Raw genomic sequence first — 23,630 nt, forward strand, 5'->3', positions numbered from 1 at the left:
GATGAGCACGCAACCGCTGTTGCTGGCCGGCCATTGGCAGGCCTCGCTGGAAGAGCGCGGCAGTTTCCGCGCCGAGGATCCGCGCGACGGGAGCGAGTTCGGCCCGTCGTTCCCGGTCAGCGGCGCCGCCGACCTGGAAGCGGCGCTGAGCGCTGCGGCGCTGAGCGCCGATGCGCTGGCCGCGGCCGCGCCGGAACGCATCGCCGGGTTCCTGGATGCGTATGCGGACGCGATCGACGCCGACGTCGAGCGGCTGGTGGCGCTGGCGCATGCCGAAACCGGCCTGCCGGTGGAGCCGCGCCTGGCCAAGGTTGAACTGCCGCGCGCCAGCGGGCAGTTGCGCCAGGCCGCGCAGGCAGTGCGCAGCCATAGCTGGGCGCAGCCGGTGATCGACACCGCGGCGGGCCTGCGCGCGCAGCTGGGGCCGTTGCACAAGCCGGTGCTGGTGTTCGGGCCGAACAATTTCCCGTTCGCGTTCAACGCGGTGGCCGGCAGCGATTTCGCCTCGGCCATCGCCGCGCGCAATCCGGTCATCGCCAAGGCGCATCCCTCGCATCCGGCCACCAGCCAGCGCCTGGCCCAGCTCGCGCACCAGGCGCTGCTGGCGCATGACCTGCCGGCAGCGACGGTGCAGTTGCTCTACCACTTCGACAGCACGCTGGGCCTGGAGCTGGCCGGCGATCCGCGGCTGGGCGCGATCGGCTTCACCGGCAGCCGTGCCGGCGGGCTGGCGCTGAAGGCCGCCGCCGACCGCGCTGGCGTGCCGGCCTATGTCGAGTTGTCCAGCGTCAATCCGGTGTTCCTGCTGCCGGGCGCGCTGGCCGAACGCGGCACCGCGCTGGCGCAGGAGTTCTTCGCCTCCTGCACCATGGGCAGCGGCCAGTTCTGCACCAACCCGGGCATCGTGGTGGTGCCCGAGGGCGAGGCCGGCGATGCCTTCGTCGTCGCAGCCACCGCGCATTTCGCCGCGGCTGCGCCGGCGCTGCTGTTCTCGCGCGGCGTGCTGGAGCATCTGCAGCGCAGCGTGGGCATGCTGCGCGATGCCGGCGCTGCGGTGCTGGCCGGTGGCGAGGCCGACAAGGGTCCCGGCTATCGGCATGCGCCGACGCTGCTGCAAGTGTCGGCCGAGGCCTTCCTGCAGCAGCCGGAGGCACTGCAGACCGAGGCATTCGGCCCGGTCAGCCTGATCGTGCGCGGCGGCGGGTTGGGGCAGTTGACCGCCCTGGCGCGCAGCTTCGAGGGCAATCTCACCGGCACGCTCTATCGCGCCGCCGATGGCAGCGACGACATGGCCTTCGCCGCGCTGGCCGCGGCGCTGCGTCCGCGGGTCGGCCGCCTGATCTGCAACAAGATGCCGACCGGCGTGGCGGTGAGCCCGGCGATGAACCATGGCGGCCCGTATCCGAGCACCGGCCATCCGGGCTTCACGGCGGTCGGCATGCCCGCGGCGATCCGCCGCTTCGCCGCGCTGCACAGCTACGACGGCGTGCCCGACGCGTTGCTGCCGCCGTTGCTGCGCGATCGCAATCCCGGCGGCGTGCAGCGCTTGATCGACGGCAGCTGGAGCACCGCCGACGTGGAGCCGCGCGCATGAGCGAGCAGACCCAGATCGGCGGGTTGACCCTGGAGCAGGCGCACGCACAACTGGCGCCGTGGCCGCACCGCGCGCCGGCGATCCAGCAGCAGGAGTACCGGCAGCGCCTGGCCAACGCGCGTGCGCTGATGCGCGCGCACGGCGCCGACGCGTTGCTGATCGGTGCCGGCGCTTCGTTGCGCTACTTCACCGGGGTGCCGTGGGGCGCCAGCGAGCGCCTGGTGGCGATGCTGCTGACCGCCGAAGGCGATCCGCTGCTGATCTGCCCGGCGTTCGAGGAAGGCTCGCTGGACGCGGTGCTGTCGGTGCCGGTGCGCAAGCGCCTGTGGCAGGAACACGAGGATCCGCACGCGCTGGTCGCCGAGGCCTTGCTGGAACTGGACGCGCAGAGCCTGGCGCTGGATCCGGGCGTGGCCTTCGCGGTGCACACCGGGCTGACGGCGGTGCTGGGCCGGATCGCGATCCGCGATGCGGCGGCGATCGTCGACGGCTGCCGCATGCGCAAGTCGCCGGCGGAACTGGCGCTGATGCAGCAGGCCTGCGACATGACCCTGCACGTGCAGCGTCTGGCTGCCGGGCTGGTCCGCGAAGGCATCACCACCGCGGAACTGACCCGCTTCATCGACCAGGCGCACCGCGCGCTCGGCGCCGACAACGGCTCGACCTTCTGCATCGTGCAGTTCGGCCATGCCACCGCGTATCCGCACGGCATTCCCGGCGTGCAGGCGCTGCGCCCGGGCGAGCTGGTGCTGATCGATACCGGTTGCACGGTGCAGGGCTACCACTCCGACATCACCCGCACCTACATCTTCGGCGAACCCAGCGAGAAGCAGCGACGCATCTGGCAACTGGAGCACGACGCGCAGGCGGCGGCCTTCGCCGCGGTGCGGCCGGGCGTGGCCTGCGCCGTGGTGGACGAGGCCGCGCGCAAGGTGCTGCAGCGCGCCGGGCTCGGCCCGGACTACCAGTTGCCGGGGCTGCCGCATCGCACCGGCCACGGCTGCGGCATGAGCATCCACGAGGCGCCGTACCTGGTGCGCGGCAATGCGCTGGCGCTGGCCCCGGGCATGTGCTGCAGCAACGAGCCGATGATCGTGGTGCCGGGCGAGTTCGGCGTGCGCCTGGAGGATCATTTCTACGTCACCGAAGACGGCGCGCAGTGGTTCACCCCGCCGTCGCCGGCGATCGACCGGCCGTTCGCCTGATGCGCAGGGCGGCCGCCTGCAACGTTGGCGCGGCGGCCGCCGCGGTGTGTCACGGGCGCATGTCGCCCTGCGGAGTTCCACGATGAAACACGTGCATCTGCCCGTCGCCAGCATCCTGGCGCTGGCCCTGCTGAGCGCCTGTCAGCCGTCGGCATCGCCGGCACCGTCGGCGCCTTCCGCGCCGGCGGCAACGGCGCCGGGCAAGGCAAGCACCTCGCCATCGCAGGCCTTCGCCGTGCTGCTCGATGCGCAATGGCAGTACCAGCTCGAACACCATCCCGAGTTCGCCAGCATCATCGGCGACAGCCGCTACAACGACCGTTGGACCGACTATTCGCCGGCCGCGTTGGAAGCCGAACGCCAGGCCACCGTCGGCTTCCTGGCGCGCTTCGATGCGGTCGATGCCAAGGCGCTGTCGGCGCAGGAGCGGTTGAGCCTGCAGATGATGCAGCGGCAGCTGCGCGACCGGCTGGAGGCGATCGCGCTGAAGAACGACGAGATGCCGCTGGAGCCGGTCGGCGGCATCCAGGTGGCGCTGCCGGGCTATGCGCAGGCGTTTCCGTTCGCCAGCGTCAAGGACTACGAGGACTACATCAAGCGCCTGCAGGCGATCCCGGCGCTGCTCGACCAGGTGGTGGCGCTGTCGCGCGCAGGCGCCAGGGATGGGTTGGTGCAGCCGAAGTACCTGCTCGAGCGTATTCCCGCGCAGGTACGCGAGATCGCCGCGCCGGCCGGTGCCGACAGTCCGTTCGCGCTGCCGCTGCAGCAGTTCCCCGCGGCGGTGCCGGAGGCCGAGCGGCCGCGGCTGCGCGCGGCGATGATCGCGGCGATCGACCAGCAGGTGCGCCCGGCCTATCGCAAGCTCGCCGACTTCGTCGCCGACGAGTACGCGCCGCAGGGCCGCGTCCACGAAGGCCTGTGGTCGCTGCCCGATGGCGCGCGCCGCTACCGCTACGCGATCCACACCCAGACCACCACCGACCAGTCGCCCGAGCAGATCCACCAGACCGGCCTGGCCGAAGTCGCGCGCATCGAGGGCGAGATGGGCGTCATCGCCAAGCAGCTCGGCTACGCCGACCTGCCGGCGTTGCGTCAGGCGGTGGCCCATGACCGCAAGTTCTTCGCCAGTTCGTCCGAGCAGATCCTGCAGCGCTACCGCGACGACATCGCGCAGATGCAGCCGCAGTTGCCCAAGCTGTTCGGCACCTTGCCGAAGACGCCGCTGGAGGTGCGCGCGATGCCCGCGTTCCGCGCCACCGCGCCTGGTGCCGAGTACTGGCAGAGCGATGCGCAGGGCAGCAAGCCGGGGCTGGTGATGGTCAACACCAGCGATTACGCGCACCGTACCCTGGTCAACATCGAGGCCACCGCCTACCACGAGGGCGTGCCCGGCCATCATCTGCAGATCTCGCTGGCGCAGACCCTGCCGCTGCCGCCGTTCCGCCAGCAATCCAGCTACAACGCCTATGTGGAAGGCTGGGCGCTGTACGCCGAGCGGCTGGGCAAGGAGGTGGGCTTCTACCGCGATCCGTACAGCGACTATGGCCGCCTGGCCGGCGAACTGCTGCGCGCCAACCGGCTGGTGCTGGACACCGGCGTCCACTACAAGCGCTGGACGCGGCAACAGATGATCGACTTCTTCCACGCGCATCCGTCCGACGACGAACCCAGCATCCAGGCCGAGACCGATCGCTACATCGTCTGGCCGGGCCAGGCGCTGGGCTACAAGCTCGGCGAACTGGACATCCTGGCGCTGCGCGAGAAGGCCAGGCGCGCGCTGGGCGATCGTTTCGACATCCGCGCCTTTCACGATGCCATCCTCGGCGGCGGCGCGATGCCGCTGGACCTGCTGGACGCGCGCATCGACGCCTGGATCGCCCAGGTCCAGGCCGGCGCTCCCGCCACTCCGGAGACTTCGCGATGATCGCTCATTCCCGACTGCGCACCGCGCTGGCCCTGGCCATCGCCTGTACCCTGGCCTGGCAGGGCGCCGCCCATGCCGCGCCGGCAAAGACCGCGGCGCCAGCGGCCGCCGCGCCTGCCGGCGATGCCGGCGCGCGCTTCAAGGCGCTGTACCAGCGCGAGTGGACATGGCGCCAGGAGCAATTCGCCGGCGCCGACGACGAAGACGCGCAAGGGCAGGCGGCCGATCATCTGCCCAAGGTCGATCCGGCGACCCAGGCGCAGCGCACCGCGTACTGGCAGCAGGTGCTGCGCGACCTGGACGCGATCGACCCGACACAGCTGGCGGCGCAGGACCAGGTGAACTATCAGGTCTATCGTCAGCAGTTGCAGGTGCTGCTCGACCAGCAGCGTTTCCGCGTCTGGGAAATGCCGTTCAACAGCGACTCCGCGTTCTGGAGCGACCTGGGATTCACTGCGCGCGCCACCCTGCGCAACCGCGAGGACTACCAGCGCTACCTCGGGCAGCTTGCCGACATCCCGCGCTACTTCGACGAGCAGATCGCCAACATGCGCGCCGGCCTGGCGCGCGGTTTCGCCCAGCCCAGCGTGATCCTGCAGGGCCGCGACCAGTCGATCGCCGAGGTCGCGCAGGCGGCGGGCGAGCGCAATCTGTTCTACACCCCGTTCAAGCAGATGCCGGCGACGATCCCGGCGCCGTTGCAGGCGCAGTTGCGCGCGCAGGCGCGCACGGCGATCGCCCAACAGGTGGTCCCGGCCTACGCCAAGCTGCTGCGTTTCATGCGCGAGGACTACCTGCCCAAGGCACGCCCGGCGCTGGCCGCCGAATCGATGCCCGACGGCGCGGCGTACTACCGCGCGCAGATCCGCGAATACACCACGCTCGATCTCAGCCCCGAGCAGATCCACGCGGTGGGGCTGAAGGAAGTGGCGCGGCTGCGCAAGGAGATGGACCAGGCGATCGTCGACAGCGGCTTCAAGACCCCGCCCGGGCAGCAGACCTTCCCGGCGTTCCTGCATTACCTGCGCACCGATCCCAAGTTCTACGCCAAGACCCCGGAGGAACTGCTCAAGGACGCGGCGTGGATCGCCAAGCGCGTGGACGGCAAGATCGGCGACTACATCGGCCGGCTGCCGCGGCAGCGCTTCGCGATCGAGCCGGTGCCGGCGGACCTGGCGCCGTTCTACACCGGCGGCCGCGGTGGCCCCGGCATCTACCTGGTCAACACCTACGACCTGCCGTCGCGGCCGCTGTACAACCTCGCGGCGCTGACCCTGCACGAGTCCTCGCCTGGCCATGCGCTGCAGATGCCGTTGGCGGCAGAGCAGGACAACCTGCCGGATTTCCGCCGCTACACCTTCATTTCCGCCTATGGCGAGGGCTGGGCGGTGTACTCGGAGTACCTGGGGCAGGAGATGGGGATGTACGACACCCCGTACGACCGCTTCGGCTACCTGACCTACCAGATGTGGCGCGCGTGCCGGCTGGTGATCGATACCGGCATCCATCACGACGGCTGGACGCGGGAACAGGCGCAGGCGTTCCTGCGCGACAACACCGCGCTCAGCGAGCATGAGGTGACCACCGAGGTCGACCGCTACATCGCCTGGCCCGGACAGGCGCTGTCGTATTACCTGGGCGAGCTGAAGATCCTGGAACTGCGGCGCAAGGCGGAGCAGGCGCTGGGCGAGAAGTTCGACATCCGCGCGTTCCATGACGCGGTGCTGGAAACCGGTTCGGTGCCGCTGCCGGTGCTGGAGCAGCGCATCGACCGGTTCATTGCCGAGGGTGGGAAATCGCCTTGGTCGAAGGAGGGGGCGAAGTAATAGCCCCTCTCCCCTTGGGAGAGGGGTTGGGGTGAGGGTTCGGACGCGAAGCGCGTGCGGTGTTTCAACTGCACGAGGCTTCGCCCGTACCCTCATCCGCCCCTTCGGGGCACCTTCTCCCGGTGGGAGAAGGAAGTAAAAGCCCCTCTCCCACCGGGAGAGGGGTTGGGGTGAGGGTAGGGAACGCCGCAGATCATCGAATCGCCAGTGACACCAATCCAGCGGGAGACGCCATGGCCGCACAAGGCAAGTTCCACAAGCGTTTGAGCCTCACCGACCTGACCTTCATCGGCTTGGGCTCGATCTTCGGTTCCGGTTGGCTGTTCTCGGCCAGCCACGTCTCGGCGATCGCCGGGCCGGCCGGTATCGTCTCGTGGATCGCCGGTGGCGTGGCGGTGCTGCTGCTGGGGCTGGTGTACTGCGAATTGGGCGCCGCCTTGCCGCGTGCCGGCGGCGTGGTGCGCTACCCGGAGTACTCGCACGGCGTGCTACTCGGCTGGCTGATGGGCTTCATCACTTTGATCGCCTTCTCCAGCCTGATCGCGATCGAAGTGGAAGCGGCACGGCAATACGCCGCGGCGTGGTTCCCCTGGCTCAACCAGGCCGGCAGCACCCATCCCAGCGTCGCCGGCTGGCTGCTGCAGCTGGCGCTGCTGGTCGCGTTCTTCCTGCTCAACTACTACAGCGTCAAGACCTTCGCCACCGCCAACAACATCGTCAGCGTGTTCAAGTTCCTGGTGCCGGTGCTGGTGATCGTGCTGCTGATGGCGCATTTCGATGCGCGCAATCTGCACGTGCAGGGCTTCGCGCCGTTCGGTGCGGCCGGAGTGGAGGCGGCGATCTCCGCTGGCGGCATCATCTTCGCCTACCTCGGGCTCACGCCGATCGTGTCGGTGGCCAGCGAGGTGCGCGATCCGCAGCGCAACATCCCGATCGCGCTGATCCTGTCAGTGGCACTGTCCACGGTGATCTACGTGCTGCTGCAGCTCGCCTTCCTCGGCGGCGTGCCCGCGCAGCATCTGGCCAACGGCTGGGGCGGCATCGACAAGGCGTTCTCGCTGCCGTACCACGACATCGCCCTGGCGCTGGGCATGGGCTGGCTGGCCGCGCTGGTGATTTGCGATGCGATGATCTCGCCCAGCGGCACCGGCAACATCTACATGAACGCCACGCCGCGGGTGGTCTACGGCTGGGCGCGAAGCGGCGGCTTTATGCCGGTGCTGACCAAGGTGGACGCCGCCTCCGGCATCCCGCGTCCGGCGCTGTGGCTGAGTCTGGGCCTGTCGGTGTTCTGGACCCTGCCGTTCCCCTCGTGGGAGGCGCTGATCAACGTGGTGTCGGCGGCGCTGGTGCTGAGCTATGCGGTGGCGCCGGTGACCGTGGCCGCGTTGCGGCGCAGCGCGCCGGAACTGCCGCGGCCGTTCCGGCTGCGCGGCATGGCGCTGCTCGGGCCGCTGTCGTTCATCGTCGCAGGCCTGATCGTGTATTGGTCGACCTGGAACACGCTGTCTTGGCTGCTCGGCCTGCAGATCGCCATGTTCGCGCTCTACGTGCTGTACCGCCTGCCCAACGCCGCCGGCCGCGCACGGCTGTGGCGGCAGGTGCGCGGCGTGCTGTGGCTGATCGTGTTCTTCGCGCTGGTGCTGGTGGTGTCGCGTCTGGGCACCTTCGGCGGCAGCGGCTGGATCGCGCATCCCTGGGACACGCTGTGCGTGGCCGCGATCGCGCTGGGTTGCTACCACTGGGGCGCGCGCAGCGGCCTGCACCCGGAGGAACTGGCGCTGGAAGAGGATGACGGGGAGTAGCCTGTCGCGTGTGTGGGTGCGTGTGCGTAGGAGCGGCGCTTGTCCCCTTTGTTGTGATTGGTTGCGGCAGACGTTATCGGGAACGCCCGTCGCGGCTTAAGCCGCTCCTACGGAAACCAAGCGCGTCATGAAATTTTTGGAAACCGCATGAACAAGTTCGTCGTATCGATCGTCATGGCACTGGCCTGCTGCGCCGGCGCCGCCCACGCTGCGCCCAGCGTCGCCGACTACCAGCGCTCGCTGGGCCTGCGCGAGGCCTGGATCGGCCTGACCGAGAACGTGACCTGGCCGGCGCAGTGGCGCGACGACGGCGCGTTCTACTATCGCAAGACCGTGCCGGGCGGCTTTGCCTTCGTGGTCGAGGACGTGGCCAGCCAGCGCAAGCAGCCGGCGTTCGACCAGCAGCGGCTGGCGCGCGCGCTGGGCGCGGCGACCGGCACCGCCTATCCGGCGCTGCGCCTGCCGTTCACGCGCTTCGCCTACGTCGCCGAGGCCGGCCAGCCGCAGGCGGCGATCGCCTTCGAGCTCGACGAACTGCCGTGGCGCTGCACCCTCACCACCTACGTCTGTGCGCGCGCCGACAGCGGCCCGCAGCCGCGGCCGCGCGGCTTCGGTGTGGTGCGCGATCTCAGCGTGCCGGCCGACGCCACCCCGCGGCGCTCGCCGGACGGACGCTGGGACGCCTATGTCGATGGCAACGCGGTGATGCTGCGCGCGATGGCCGACGGGCGCACGCTGCGCCTGGCCGACGATGGCCGCAGCGACGATTTCTACGATCCGGAAACGATCGCGTGGTCGCCGGATTCGCAGCGGCTGGCGTTGTACCAGGTGAAGCCCGGCTTTCCCCGCCGCGTCACCCGGGTGGAGGCGGCGCCGCCCGGCGGCGGCCAGCCGATCGTGCGCACGCAGCTGTATCCCAAGCCCGGCGATGCGGTAGACATCGAGCGACCGGTACTGTTCGACCTCGGCGCGCTGGCGCGCGGCGGTGCGCCGAGGCGTGTGGACATCGACGATGCATTGTTCGCCAACCCGTACCAGCTCTCGCCGATCCAGTGGCGACGCGACAGCGCCAGCTTCGTGTTCGACTACGTGCAGCGCGGCTTCCAGCGCATGCGCGCGATCGCGGTGGACGCGGCCACGGGCCAGGCGCATGTGGCGGTGGGCGAGGACACCAAGACCTTCGTGTATGCCGACCGCAGCTACCACCACGATGTCGATGGCCTGGGCCAGGAGATCCTGTGGATCTCCGAGCGCGACGGCTGGCGCCACCTGTACCTGTTCGATGGCGTCAGCGGCCGGATCAAGGCGCAGTTGACCAAGGGCGAGTGGATCGTGCGCGACGTGCTGCGCGTGGACGATGCGCAGCGGCGCATCTGGTTCACCGCCAGCGGCATGGATGCGGGCAAGGATCCGTACTACCGGCAATTGTTCTCGGTGGATTTCGACGGCGGCCACCTGACCCGGCTGACCCAGGCCGATGCCGACCACGACGTGGCCATCGCCGACGACGGGCGCCATTACGTGGATGTGTACTCGCGTCCGGACATGGCGCCGGTGATGGAACTGCATGCCATCGACGGGCGGCTGCTGCAGGTGGTGGAACGCGGCGACATCCGCAAGCTGCAGGCCGCCGGCTGGCGCGCGCCGCAGACCTTCGTCGCCAAGGGCCGCGACGGCAAGACCGACATCTGGGGCATGGTGGTGCGCCCGCGCGACTATGACCCGCACAAGAAGTACCCGGTGATCGAGAACATCTACGCCGGCCCGCACGATGCGTTCGTGCCCAAGACCTTCTGGCCGTTCGGCTACCACTCCGGCGGCGACAAGCAGATCGGCATGCAGGCGCAGGCCGACCTGGGCTTCATCGTGGTGATGATCGATGGCATGGGCACCGCCAACCGTTCCAAGGCCTTCCACGACGTGGCCTGGAAGAACCTCGGCGATTCCGGTTTCCCCGACCGCATCGCCTGGCACAAGGCACTGGCTGCGCAGGATCCGTCCTACGACATCGGCCGCGTCGGCATCTACGGCGCGTCGGCCGGCGGACAGAGCACGCTGGGCGCGTTGGAGCGGCATCCGGATTTCTACAAGGTGGGCGTGGCCTATGCGGGGTGCTACGACAACCGCATGGACAAGATCAGCTGGAACGAGCAGTGGATGGGCTGGCCGGTGGACGCCAGCTATGCACGTGCCTCCGGCGTGGACAATGCGGCCAAGCTGCGCGGCGACCTGCTGCTGATCGTCGGCGAGCAGGACAGCAACGTCGACCCGGCCTCGACCGGGCAGGTGGTGGACGCGCTGATCAAGGCCAACAAGGACTTCGACCTGCTTGTCGTGCCCGGCGGCGAACACACCGTCGGCCGCTCCACCGGCCCCATCGACTACGTGCAGCGTCGCCAGTACGACTTCTTCGTGCGGCATCTGTTGGGAGAGCCGACGCCGGCGTGGAATCGGTTGTAGGTGGGGCCGGGATTTGAGATTGGGGATTGGGGATTCGTAAAGACGCGGTGGTTCCTGTTCCCGCGGTACTCGGCTTTTCCCTTCTCCCCTCGGGAGAAGGTGCCCCGCAGGGGCGGATGAGGGTACGGGGGATGCACCAGGTTCTGGGGCGTCGCGCGGCTACCGTACCCTCACCCCAACCCCTCTCCCGAGGGGAGAGGGGGTTCGGCTTTTCCCTTCTCCCCTCGGGAGAAGGTGCCCCGCAGGGGCGGATGAGGGTGCGGGAGATGCACTAGGTTCTGGGGCATCGCGGTGCTCCGAACCCTCACCCCAACCCCTCTCCCGAGGGGAGAGGGGCTTTGGTTTTTCCTTCTCCCTCGGGAGAAGGTGCCCCGCAGGGGCGGATGAGGGTACGGGGGATGCACCAGGTTCTGGGCATCGCGGGGCTTCCGTACCCTCACCCCAACCCCTCTCCCGAGGGGAGAGGGGCTTCAGATCATCGCGCCGACGCGCCCGCTCTTGCCAATCCCCAATCCCGACTCCCCAATCCCACCCTCAAGCCCCCGCCAACTCCGCCGATAACCCGGCAAGTCTCCCTGCGTCCCGACCCGCCATGACCGCCATCGCTCCCAGCTCCTCGATCGCGCTGTCCGGCATGCGCGCCGCGACGTCCGGCTTGCAGGTGCGCGCCAACAACATCGCCAATCTCGCCACCGAGGGCTTCCAGCGTTCGGTACCTGTCAATCAAGCCACTGCCGGTGGCGGCGTGGTCGGCCAGGTGCAGCAGGCCGACGGGCAAGGCAGCGATCTGGTCGACGACATGGTCGGCACGCTGACCGAGCGCACCGCCTTCCAGGCCAATGCGCGGGTGCTGCGTGCGGCCGACGACAGCATCGGCAGCCTGCTCGACGTGCTCGCCTAAGCCGTCACCGACGCGCTGCGCTTCCGCAACGCAGCACTGCCGCAACCACGCGGCTGTGCGGTTTTCCGCATCCATCCTCGGCACAGCGCACAAGACGCTGCGGCGCGCGCAGCGCACGATGCGACGATCGCATTGCATCGGGGACGGTAGATGGATCGGAGAGATTTCCTGCGTCAGGGCCTGGCCGTCGGCGCGGTTGCCGGCGTGGAAGCGCTGGCCGGGCGTGCCGCCGCGGCACCCACAGCGGCCAGCGCTGCGCGTGCGCCCGCACCGCCGCAACTGCGGCCGCTGGCGGCCGACGCGCTGGCCGGGCATACCCTGCAATGCCGTTTCGTCGAGGCCGGCGCGACCTGGGAGGTGTACGAAGACCTGCGCCAGCCCGACGGCGATCTGACCCTGTGCGGTCCGGGTGGGGCGCTGGTGCTGGGCAAGCGCACCGAAGCGGTGTTCCCGGCGGCGCAGGCGCCGTATTTCGGCATGGCCCTGGCCGAGGTGGCGATGGCCGATGCCGACCTGCTCGCCGACCGCCTGCTGCGCGATGGCGACCCGCGCGCCGACGAGGTGCGCGACGTGGCGCCGCCGCCGGCCTCGCAACTGGATCCCAAGGACTACAACGGGCGCCTGCCGTGGACCACCTTCGTCGGTACCCGCGAATGCGCCGACACCATGCCGGTGTACCCGGACGGGCGCACCCGCTCCTACCGCGCGATCCAGGCGTTTCCGGAGCTGGGCAAGGACGAACTGGTGCGGCGCCGCAGCGAAGGCCTGCTCGGCGGCTGGATGCCGGCGGTGCGCAAGGTGGTGCCGGCCGGCGAGGGCCGCTACTACGACATCCTGCTGTTCGCCGACGTGCTGGCCGAGGATCGCTTCGTGGTGCAGACCTGGCACCGCAGTGCGCTGGTCGAGCACGGCAAGGTCAGCAAGGTGGTGTACGGCTACAGCTATCCCGACTACCCGCCGCGGCGCGGCCCGCGCAGCGCCGAGGATTTCTACCGCGGCCTGCTCGCCTTCGCCGGCTACTGGCAGGCGCAGCTCGCCGACACCGTGCAGGCGCAGACTCCGGATGCGAGCTGGCGCGACATGGCGCGCTTCGCCTTCGCCCGCGAACTGGTGGTGCGCCCGGGCGGAACCTATCCCAAGTACGGCGCGGTGGACCGCGACTACTACGGCAACGAATACGATGGTTTCCAGGACACCTTCACCAGTTCGCTGTACGCCAACCTGGAGTGGGGCCGCTTCGCCCAGGCGGCGGCGGTGCTGGACGGGTATTTCAGCGATTTCGTGCAGGCCGATGGCATGGTCAACATGCGCGGCCCGGAGACCGGGCAATTTGGGCTGACCCTGTCGCTGCTGGCGCGCTACCTGCGCTACACCGGCGATGCCGCGCTGCTGCGCAAGCACCGCGACAAGATCGCCGCCACCGCGCAGGTGCTGGTCGAACTGCACGACGCCAGCCTGCGCCTGCCCGCATCGGCACCGGGGCATGGCCTGCTCCACGGCTGGAACGAATCCGATGCCTGCCTGTTCCCCGATCCGCAGGTGTGGTGGAAGCCGTACTACGCCAACAGCGCGCTGACGGTGCGCGGCTGGCAGGACCTGGCGGCGGTGTGGAGCGGCATCGCCGGGCCGGGCGGGCAGGCCGCCGCGGCGCAATGGCAGCGCCGTGCGCAGCAACTCTCTGCGCAACTGCTGCGCACGCTGCGTGGCAACATCCGCCGCGATCTACAGCCGCCGTATATCGGCCCGCTGCCGGGGGCGAAACTGACGTTCCGCCAGTCGCTGCAGCAGGAGCATCCCAGCGAGCAGGGCTGGCCGCACCGCGCCTATGCCGAACTGCTGCAGGCCGACGTGCTGCCCGACGACCTGGCGCACTTGGTCATCGACTGCGTGCGCGGCCACGGCGGCACCAGCCTCGGTGTGGTCGGCAACATCACCGCGCCGACCCCGGAGGCGCGCGACCTGCTCGGCTTCATCTCCTACGGCTACGCGCAGCAGTTGCTGCGCCTGGACCGGATCGAGGAATACCTGCTGTTCCTGTACGCGCACCGCTTCCACGTGCATACCCGCGGCAGCTGGACCGCGGGCGAGGTCAGCGGCATCACCGGCGGCATGCCGCTGTTCTGCATCCCCGCGCAGTTGACCATCCCGCTGCTGCTGCGCTGGATGCTGGTGTTCGAGGACAGCGCCGGCGAGGAGCTGTTCCTGGCGCGGGCGGTGCCGCGCGACTGGCTGGGCAGCGGCGAGACGATCGCGATCGACGCGGCGCCGACGCGCTGGGGCAGGGTGTCGCTGGCGCTGCACGCGGATCCGGCGCGCAAGCGCATCGACGGCAGCGTGACGCTGCCGGCGCAGCGGCCGGCACGCACCTGGCTGACCCTGCGCGTGCCGGCCGGCACCCGGCTGCAGCAGGTGCAACTGGACGGGCAGCCGGCGGCGCTGTCCGGGCCGCGCAACGAGCGCGTGCTGGTGCCGGCCGGCAGCGCGGCGACGGTGGCGATTTCCGCCGTCTACGGCTGAGTGGCGAAAAAGTCGGAAACGTCCCGCCGGCCTGCGGGGCAGTGCGGTATTCCGCACGTTTTCCCGATAAATACGACAAGACGCCGCGCGCGTCCTACGCGCACATTGTGACCGTGCAGTGAATGTCCAGGGGGAGATTCATTGCACGTCACCGGGGACGCAGCGCATGGGTCGTGCGCGTCGCCGTGCAGGCGGCGTCGGGATCGTCCCGTCCGGCGGCGCATGCGTGGAACGTCCGTTTTCGTATCCGCCACACGCGCTGGCGACGGGGCGCCCGCCTGGGGAAGGGCGGCGCTCCGACGAACGCCAGGCTGCCGCTCAGGAGATTTCCGATGCCGTCTTTGCTCGAACGCGTTGCGCCGCTGCTCCCGTGTTCCTGGCGCGCCGCGCCGCAGCCCGGTCCGCTGGCCGTGGCCATCTGCACCGCCCTGGCCCTGCTCGCGCCGGCAGCGCAGGCGCAGGAGGCGCAGACCCAGGACACCCAGGCGACCACCCTGGAACGGATCAGCGTCACCGGCAGCCACCTGCGCCGCGTCGATGCGGAGACCGCCAGCCCGGTCATCACCATCGACCGCCAGCGCATCGAGGACAGCGGCCAGGACACCCTCGGCCAGTTGCTGCAGCAACTGCCGGCGATGGCCGGCAACATGCCCAACGTCTCGCTCAATTCCGGCTTCAGCCATGGCCGCGCGCTGGTGTCGCTGCGCAACCTCGGCCCCGAGCGCACCCTGGTGCTGGTCAACGGCCACCGCATGGCCGGGCCGGCCAGCAGTGTCTCGGCCGCGCCCGGCGTGGACGTCAACGCGATTCCGGCGGCGATGGTCGAGCGCATTGAGGTGCTCACCGACGGCGCCTCGTCGGTGTACGGCTCCGACGCCATCGCCGGCGTGGTCAACATCATCCTCAAGGACAAGTACGACGGCTTCGCCGCCACCGCCGACTATGGCCTGAGCACGCACGGCGACGGCAACCGCCGCTCGCTCGGGCTGGAGTGGGGCAAGACCTGGGAGCGCGGCGGGCTGATCCTGGGCGTGAGCCGCAGCTCGATGAACGCGCTGTACGACAGCGATCGCGACTACGCGCGCACCGCGCAGAACTACCTCAATGGCCAGGTGGTCGAACGCCGCGGCAACGGCACCCGCGCCTTCCTCAGCAACGGCAGCGTGCTGACCCCCAATGCCGACCTGCCGCCGGGCCAGGTCGCCGCCAGCGACTTCCACACCTACAGCCAGGCGGTGGAAGGCTACAACGCCTACACCGGGCAGTACCTGATCACCCCGGTGCAGCGCACCAACGCCTCGGCGCACGCCAGTTTCGACTTCACCCCGAACGTGCAGGGCTACCTGGACATGTTCTGGACCCGCAGCGAGACCACCTCGCAGCTCACCGCCTACGGCCTGGAACTGCCCAACGCCGCGCAGAACTACTACAACCCCTTCGGCAGCCAGCTCACCCGCTACCTGCTGCGCTCGGTGCCGGCCAACACCCGCGTCTACACCTCGACGATGTACCAGACCAACATCGTCGCCGGGTTGCGCGGCAAGTTCGGCGACAGCAGCTGGCAGTGGGATGCGGCGGCCGGTTACGCGCACTACAAGGACACCTTGGTGCGCAACGGCTTCTCCATCACCTCGGCGCTGAACAACGCGGTCGGCGCCTCGTTCCGCGACACCGACGGCACCATCAAGTGCGGCACGCCCGGCAACGTCATCGCCGGCTGTACCCCGATCAACGTGTTCAACCCGGACGATCCGGCCACCATCGCCGCCATCAAGGCCACCCAGAGCGCGGTCGACCTGATCGACGAGAGCACGATGAAATTCGCCGAGGCCAGCGTCAACGGCGACCTGTTCGCGATGCCGGCCGGCGCGGTGCAGGCCGCGTTCGGCCTGTCGTTCCGCAAGAACGGCTTCTCGCAGGGCACCAGCAACCCGGTGGCGGCGGCCGATGCGGAAGGCAATTGCGACTACAACGATGGTTGCATCATGAACCAGGGCCACGACGAGACCATCAAGGAAGCCTACGCCGAAGTGCTGGTGCCGCTGCTCAAGGGCGTGACCGGCGCGCAGGCGCTGAACCTCAATCTGGGCACGCGCTACTCGCGCTACGACTACTGGGGCAGCACCACCAACAGCAAGGTGGCGCTGGAGTGGCGGCCGATCGACAACCTGCTCATCCGCGCCACAGGCTCGCAGGTGTTCCGCGCGCCGGCGCTGGGCGATCTGTACGGCTCGCCGTTCAACGGCGTGGTCGACGACGCCGGGACCTACACCGATCCGTGCAACGGCTACACCGGCGGCGGCAATCCCGCGGCCTGCGCCAACGTGCCGACCAACGGCAGCTTCGTCAACAGCTCGTCCTTCACCGTGCTCACCACCGGCTCGGCCAACGCGGGCTTTGCGATCAAGCCCGAGCAGGGCCGCTCCTACAACATCGGCGCGGTGTACGACCCGGGCTGGGCCGAGGGCCTGTCGCTGAACCTGGACAGCTGGCGCGTCACCCTGGACGACATGATCAACGGCACCGGCCTGGATCAGGTGCTGCAGAACTGCTACGACGGCCAGAGCGCCTATTGCCCGCTGATCAAGCGCGGCCCCACCGGGCAACTGGTCAGCGTCACCGTGCCGTTCGCGATCAACAGCGGAAAGGTCGACATCCGCGGCGACGACGTCGGCATCAAGTACGCCTTGCCGGAGACGGCCTGGGGCCGCTTCCGTACCGGCGTCGATGCCACCTACCTGTCCAGCTACAAGTTCAGCGGCGATCCGCACAACTACGTGGGCGAACAATCCAGCTACGGCAACATGCCGCGCTGGCGCGCCAACTTCACGCTCGACTGGGACAACGGCCCCTGGCACGCGAGCTGGAACACGCGCCTGATCGGGCGCACCACCGTCGGCAGCGCCTACGAGGACTTCTGCGTCAACACCGCCGCCGACGGCAGTTGCGTGTACTTCCCGGTCGGCACGGTGACCTATCACGACGCCAGCGTGAGCCGGAAGTTCGAGCGCCTGCATACCACCCTGGCGCTGGGCGTGAACAACCTCGGCAATCGCACGCCGCCGCGCTACTACGGCTATGCCAGCGCGGCCAACACCGATGCGTTCACCTACGACACGCTGGGGCGTTACTTCTGGGCACGGATCAGGACCGAGTTTTGAGTCGCATGCCTGTCCCCGGTCGCGCCGCGTCGCGTATGCGGCGCGGCGCTGCCGTTCTCCTGGGGGGGCTGCTGTGCGTCGCTGCCGCGGTGGCGGCGGCCAACGCTGGCGATCAGTTGGACCGCGATGGCGAACGCCTGCAGTCCAGCAATGCCGCGATCGGGATGCCGCGCTTCAGCGGCGATGCGCAGCCGCTGCCGGACAGCGGCGTGGCGTTCGCGCCGGGGCAGGCGCAGGGCCAGTTGCAGCGGGTGTTCGCCGCCGACCTGACGGCGGGTGCCGGCAGCGCGCCCGGCCGCGATTTCTGGATCGACCGCCTGCTGGCGCGGCAGGGCACCGGTGGCGGCTTCGGCGACAGCAACAACTGGCTGTTCACCCGCGGCCGCGCCGCCTACCTGTACACGCACAAGCCGAAGGAGCCTGGCTTCGTCGGCGACGTGGCCTACGTGCACAAGACCGGCCACGACGCGCTGTTCCGCCTGCAACTGGAGCGCGACGGCGTGCCGATCGCGCTGGTCGAGGACAGCGCACAGCGTCGGCAGACGCCGAGCTATTTCAGCAGCGTGTACGCAGGCGGCGGCGTGCGCCTGCAACTGGTCAAGTTCATCAGCGAGCAGAACGTGGCGGTGGCCGAGCTCACCGTGTCCAGCACCGACGGCGCGGCGCATGCGCTGACCGTGCGTGCGGTCTCGCCGATGGCCACGCATCCCGACGGTGCCGAGTTGACCGGCGCCTTCGTCACCCACAACGCCATCACCACGCTGTTCCCGCGGCTCTCCGGCGATGGCTTCGCGGTCGATGGCGCAGGCATCGCGCGGCCGCTGGCCGTGCCGGCGCACGGCGCCGCGCCGACGCTGAAGGTGCAACTGGGGCTGATCGCGCGCGAACTGCCGGCCGCACAGCAGGAATACCGGCGCATCGCCGCGCAGTCGCCGCAGCAGGCCTACCGCGACCACGTCGTCGCCTACAACCGCTGGTGGGCCGACAACCTGCCGTACCTGGACACGCCCGAGGACAATCTCGACAAGACCCTGTTCTACCGCTGGTGGTTGTTGCGCTTCAATTTCCTGGACGCGGCTGTACCCGGCAACGACTACCAGTTCCCGGTGGCGATCGAAGGCGTGCTCGGCTACGACAACGCCATCGTGCTCACCACCGGCATGTTCATCGACGACCTCAAGTACCTGCGCGATCCGCTCTACGCCTACGGCTCCTGGCTCGGCGCCGGCGAGACCGCCGGCGGCGGCAAGTACGTGGACAATCCCGGCGCGCCGGAGAACTGGTCCAATTCCTACGCGCAGTACCTCAGCGCTGCCGCCTGGCGCGCCTACCAGGTGCACGGCGGGCCGCCGGCGATCGCCGGGCAACTGGCGCGCTACGCCAGCGACGACGTGGACGCGCTGCTGCGCGCCTACGACCGCAACGGCAACTGCCTGATTGAATACGACTGGGCGGCGATGACCGGCAACGACGCCGACGCGGTGTCCTTCGACTGGGCCAAGCGGCATGGCGCGCCGCGCATGGACCGCAGCGAGAGCGCGTACGTGTACGCCAATGCGCTGGCCGCCGCGCAGGCCGCGCAGTTGGCCGGCGATGCCGCCACGGCCACGCGCATGCAGGCGCTGGCGACGAAGATCCGCCGCGCTGTGCTGGACGTGCTGTGGCAGGACCACAGTGCACAGGCCGACGGCATGGGCCTGCACGGCGACCTGCTCAAGCAGCGCCAGGCCGATGGGCCGCGGCTGCCGGTGGACTGGAAGGAAACCAACAACTACTACCCCTTCAGCGTCGGCCTGATGCCCAGGCACGGCGACGTCGACGACGACCCCAAGTACGTGCGTGCGCTGCGGCTGTTCGCCGATGCGCGGCAGTTCCCGCTGTTCCCGTTCTACACCGCCAACCAGGCCGATCAACAGGCGCGCGGCGAAGGCGGCAGCAACAACTTCTCGGTGATCAATTCCACCGTGGCGTTCCGCCTGCTCGGCAGCGTGTTGCGCGATTACCCCAGCCCGTACCTGGACGCATCCAGCTACCGCAAGCTGCTGTACTGGAACGCGTGGGCGCACTACATCGACGGCGACAACCGCTACCCGGACCAGAACGAATTCTGGGCGCAGGGCAGTGCCGCCGATGGCGGCCGCATCGGCTATCGCTCGTGGATCCACCACACCCAGCTCGGCGCCACCAACTTCACCGTGATCGAGGATGCGATGGGCCTGCGCCCGCGCAGCGACGCCCTGATCGAGCTGTATCCCATCGACATCGGCTGGGATCATTTCGCCGCCGACCGCCTGCGCTATCGCGATCGCGACCTGAGCATCGTCTGGGATCGCGATGGCCGCCACTACGGCGGAGCGGCGCCGAAGGGCTATTCGCTGTACCTGGATGGCCACCTGGCCTTCACCGTCGACCGCCTGGCGCACGTGCTGTACGACCCGGCCAGCGGCCGCGTGCAGGCCTTGCCGGACGCGATCAATGCCGGTGCCGCGCAGATGCAGGTGCTGGTCGCGCATCGGCTGGCATTGCAGGCGCCGCAGCAGGTGCGGTTTCCTGCCGCGGCGCGGATCGGCGCGGTGCTGGCCGAGGCCGGGCTGGACACCACGCTGCCGCCGGCCGCGCGCAACCTGGCGCAGGGCGCGACGGTCAGCGCCAGCTATGCGGCCGACGGGTTTCCGGCCACGGCCGCGGTCGACGGCAGCACCGCCAACGAACCGTTCTGGGGCACCGCCGGTTCGAGCAGCAGCAGCGACTGGCTGGAGTTGGATCTGCAGCACCCGCAGACCCTGGACGACGTGCGTGTGTACTTCTATCGCAGCTCCTCGCCGCCCGGCGAACAGCACGGCTTCCCGTCGGGCACGCGCGCCGGCTACGCGCCGCCGTGGCTGTACGTGCTGCAGTACTTCGACGCCGGCGTGTGGAAGACCGTGCCGGGCCAGGTGCGCGATGCGCCGATCGCACAGGGCAACCGCAACCGCATCCGTTTCCCGCCGCTGCGCGCGCAGCGCTGGCGCGTGCAGGTCACGCATGCCGGCCCGCTGCGCACCGGCATCAAGGAGATCCAGGCCTATGCCAGCGGCGTCCCGGCGCCGGCGGTGCACGGCAACCAGGCGCCGCAGGTCGAGGCCTGGCAGGAAGACGGCAGCAGTGCCGGCGGCGTGGTGCGCCTGGCCGGGCGGGTCGGCGACGACGCGCTGCCGAACGGCACGCTTTCCCTGCACTGGCGCATGCTGCAGGCACCGCCCGGCGGTGCGGCGTTGTTCGAGCAGCCGCAGGCGGCCACCACGCAGGTGCGCTTCACCGCGCCCGGCGCCTACACCCTGCAGTTGCAGGCCGACGATGGCGCGTTGCAAGGGCACGCCGAGGTGGCGGTGATCGCGGCGGCGGCTCCGACCGGGCAGACCCTGCAGGTGCAGGGCGAGGCCACGCCGAGCGCGCAGTTCACCGCCGGCCATCACCGCCTGCAGGCGCTCAACGATGGGCTGCTGCCGGCGCCGGACCAGGTGCCGGCCGCCGACCGCCGTTGGGGCAGTTGGGGACGCACGCAGCCGGCCTCGGTGTGGGTGCAGTACGAGTGGCCGCAACCGCAACGGCTGAACGCGGCGGCGCTGTATTTCTGGGACGACCAACCGCAGGGCGGGGTGGCGTTGCCGCGCGCGTGGACGTTGCAATACCGCGACGGCACACAATGGCGCGACATCGCCGTGCGCGGCGGCTATCCGGTGCAGGGCGATGGCGCGCCGAGCCGGGTGACGTTCGCGCCGGTGATCACCACGGCCTTGCGCGCGGTGCTGCAGACCGCGGCGCAGGGCGAGGGCCACTACGCGGTCGGCCTGGACGAATGGCAGGTGTTCGCCGAGCGTGCGGTGGCGACCGAAGCGGTGGACGTGCGTATCGCGCCCGGGCAGGCGCCAACGCTGCCGGCACGCATCGCCGGCTACTTCGCCGACGGCAGCTGGGCTTGGCTGGGCGTGCGCTGGTCGCAAGTCGATGCGGCGGCGCTGGCCGGCGAGGGCCGCGTGCAGGTGCAGGGCCTGGCCGATGGCGGCGTGCCGGTGACAGCCAGCGTTTGGGTCCGCGCGACCGCGCCAGGCCAGCTCACCACCGTGCAGGCGCCGCCGCCGCTGCACGTGCCTGCCGGCCAGGCGCCAGCGCTGCCGGAACTGGTCTCCGTGCAGTACAACGACGGCTCGCGCGAGCGCGTGCCGGTACGTTGGGCGCCGCTGGCGCCGACCGTCTATGCCAAGCCCGGTCGCCTGAGCGTGGTCGGGCAGGCGCAGGGGCGCAAGGGCAGTGGCGAACTGCCGGTGCGGCTGGAGCTGGTGATCGAGGCGGAGGCGGCGCCATGAGTCGCCAGCCGTTGCGCAGAGCCGCTGCGCGCCTCTCGCTGGCGTGCGCCGCCTGCATCGGCCTGGTCGCGGCTGCCGCACCGGCAGTGCCGTGGTCGCGGCAGGTGCAGGCGCCGGGCAATCCGATCCTGGCCGACGGCCGCGACTATGCGGCCGATCCGGCGCCGCTGGTCGCCGACGGCAAGCTCTACATCATCGCCGGCCGCGACGAAGCGCCGCCGGAGGTCAACGACTTCGTCATGGACCGCTGGCAACTGCTGGTCACCGACGACGTTGGCAGCGGTCGCTGGACCTATTACCCGGCACTGCTGCGTCCGCAGCAGGTGTTCGCCTGGGCCGCGCCCGGGCACGCCTACGGCGCGCAGATCGTGCAGGGCCCGGACCGGCGTTACTACCTGTATGCGCCGGTGCAGGAAGCGCACTCGCGCAATGCCGATCCGTTCGCGATCGGCGTGGCGGTGGCCGACAGCCCCGTGGGCCCGTGGCGCGACGCGCATCCGCAGGGACCGATCCTGTCGCAATCGCTGCCGACGCCCAACGCCATCCAGAACATCGACCCGACCGTGCTGGTGGACGACGACGGGCGCGTGTACCTGTACTGGGGCACCTTCGGCAAGCTGTTCGGCATCGAACTGGAACGCGACATGGTCACGCCGAAGGGCCAGCCGGTGGCGGTGACCACGCTGGACGGCTACTTCGAGGCGCCGTGGCTGTTCAAGCGCAACGGCACCTACTACATGGCCTACGCCGGCAACCATGCCGGTCCGGATTCGGACTGCACGCCCACGCTGTACCACGCGTGCATCGCCTACGGCAGCGCGCCGTCGCCGCTGGGGCCATGGACCTACCGCGGGGTACTCCTGCCGCCGGTGTCCTCGACCACCTCGCATTCGGGCATCGTGCAGTTCAAGGGACAGTGGTACCTGGTCTACCACACCGCCGATGCCAAGGGCGGCGGGCATTTCCGCCGCAGCGTGGCGATCGACCGATTGCAGTGGGACGACACCCGGCAGCAGGCGCGGATCCTGCCGGTGCTGGCCACGCGCCGGCCGCAACCGCCGCTGCCGCCGCAGCGCAACCTCGCCCGCTATGCGCAGGCCAGCGCGTCCAACGGCCCGGACATCCCGCACCAGTACTGGATCGCCGCGCTCAACGACGGCCGGGTCAAGCGCAATCCGTTGCCGCCGCAGCTATGGGGCAGTTGGACGCCGCACAACCCACCGCAGCAATGGCTGCAGTACAGCTGGGCGCAACCGGTGACGCTGCAGGGCAGTCGCATCCTGTTCTGGGCCGATCATCCGCCGGGCGCGGACAGCGGCGTGGCGCCGCCGTCGCGCTGGCGGCTCGAGTACCGTCGCGACGGCCGCTGGTGGCCGCTGGCAGAAAGTGCGCGCGCACCCGTCGCCGGCCGCTGGCAGACGCTGCGCTTCGCGCCGGTGACCACGCGCTGCGTGCGTGCCGTGCTGGACGCCGCCGGCAGCGGCGAGCGCTACGCGGCGCTGGCGGTGCAGGAGTGGGAGATGCTGGCGCCGCAGGCGCAGCGCCTGCCGCAGGCCACTGTGGCGGATGCGCAGCGCTGCGACACGCCTTGAGGCGAGGCGGGGGTGCCGATTGCGCCAACGTCGCCGACCTTCGCGTGCGTTCCAGTGGCGAGCCCACTGCAGACATCGGCCGCAGTTGCCGGTCGCATCATGTTCCTGTCGTGACGCCAGTTTGATTTTCGCAATGTGTGCGGAATTAGCCAGACTCCGTGGGGATAACCGTAAGGTGCATTGCGTTTCACTGCATTAGTCTGCAAACGGGCTAGCGATATGCGCGTGGCTGACGCCGCTGTTGTCGGCGTTGCGCCGGACGCGTTCCTGTGCCGGCATGCCATCGGGGTGATGGCGGA

Annotated in this window: 11 protein-coding genes; all 11 read left to right on the forward strand. The window is 69.8% G+C overall.

Annotated features, from left to right (window positions below; translation table 11 throughout):
- Position 1 precedes the first annotated feature (1 nt).
- The 11 genes from AC1PLR_RS07070 (at position 2) to AC1PLR_RS07120 (ending at position 23,331) form a co-directional block, all read left to right on the forward strand.
- The gene (locus AC1PLR_RS07070) at positions 2-1,594 is read left to right on the forward strand and encodes an aldehyde dehydrogenase family protein (RefSeq protein WP_481103087.1); all 1,593 of its coding nucleotides are present in this window, start codon (positions 2-4) and stop codon (positions 1,592-1,594) included.
- Entirely contained in the window at positions 1,591-2,799 is a 1,209-nt protein-coding gene (locus tag AC1PLR_RS07075; RefSeq protein WP_481103088.1) for a M24 family metallopeptidase, read from the forward strand. Before AC1PLR_RS07070 ends, AC1PLR_RS07075 begins: the two co-directional genes overlap by 4 nt.
- An 82-nt stretch (positions 2,800-2,881) precedes the next feature.
- Positions 2,882-4,723 carry a DUF885 domain-containing protein gene (locus tag AC1PLR_RS07080; RefSeq protein ID WP_481103089.1) on the forward strand — a complete coding sequence of 614 codons (1,842 nt, stop codon included), beginning with the start codon at positions 2,882-2,884 and terminating at the stop codon, positions 4,721-4,723.
- Complete coding sequence (locus AC1PLR_RS07085; protein ID WP_481103090.1) at positions 4,720-6,549, forward strand: DUF885 domain-containing protein; 1,830 nt, start codon at positions 4,720-4,722, stop codon at positions 6,547-6,549. Before AC1PLR_RS07080 ends, AC1PLR_RS07085 begins: the two co-directional genes overlap by 4 nt.
- A gap of 233 nt (positions 6,550-6,782) precedes the next feature.
- Entirely contained in the window at positions 6,783-8,354 is a 1,572-nt protein-coding gene (locus tag AC1PLR_RS07090) for an APC family permease (protein WP_481103091.1), read from the forward strand.
- A 147-nt stretch (positions 8,355-8,501) separates the two neighbouring features.
- Positions 8,502-10,814, forward strand: coding sequence for a S9 family peptidase (locus AC1PLR_RS07095; protein ID WP_481103092.1), 2,313 nt, complete (start codon positions 8,502-8,504; stop codon positions 10,812-10,814).
- Positions 10,815-11,406: 592 nt separating this feature from the next.
- Complete coding sequence (locus AC1PLR_RS07100; protein ID WP_160947066.1) at positions 11,407-11,715, forward strand: flagellar basal body protein; 309 nt, start codon at positions 11,407-11,409, stop codon at positions 11,713-11,715.
- Between the two features lie 150 nt (positions 11,716-11,865).
- Entirely contained in the window at positions 11,866-14,232 is a 2,367-nt protein-coding gene (locus AC1PLR_RS07105; RefSeq protein ID WP_481103093.1) for a Tat pathway signal protein, read from the forward strand.
- Between the two features lie 332 nt (positions 14,233-14,564).
- The gene (locus AC1PLR_RS07110) at positions 14,565-17,393 is read left to right on the forward strand and encodes a TonB-dependent receptor (protein ID WP_481103094.1); all 2,829 of its coding nucleotides are present in this window, start codon (positions 14,565-14,567) and stop codon (positions 17,391-17,393) included.
- Positions 17,394-17,428: 35 nt separating this feature from the next.
- Complete coding sequence (locus tag AC1PLR_RS07115) at positions 17,429-21,739, forward strand: Ig-like domain-containing protein (protein ID WP_481103552.1); 4,311 nt, start codon at positions 17,429-17,431, stop codon at positions 21,737-21,739.
- A complete protein-coding gene (locus AC1PLR_RS07120) occupies positions 21,736-23,331 on the forward strand; it encodes a family 43 glycosylhydrolase (protein ID WP_481103095.1) in 1,596 nt (531 codons plus the stop codon). Before AC1PLR_RS07115 ends, AC1PLR_RS07120 begins: the two co-directional genes overlap by 4 nt.
- Positions 23,332-23,630 lie beyond the last annotated feature (299 nt).

Source organism: Xanthomonas sp. NCPPB 3570 (genome assembly GCF_056725115.1).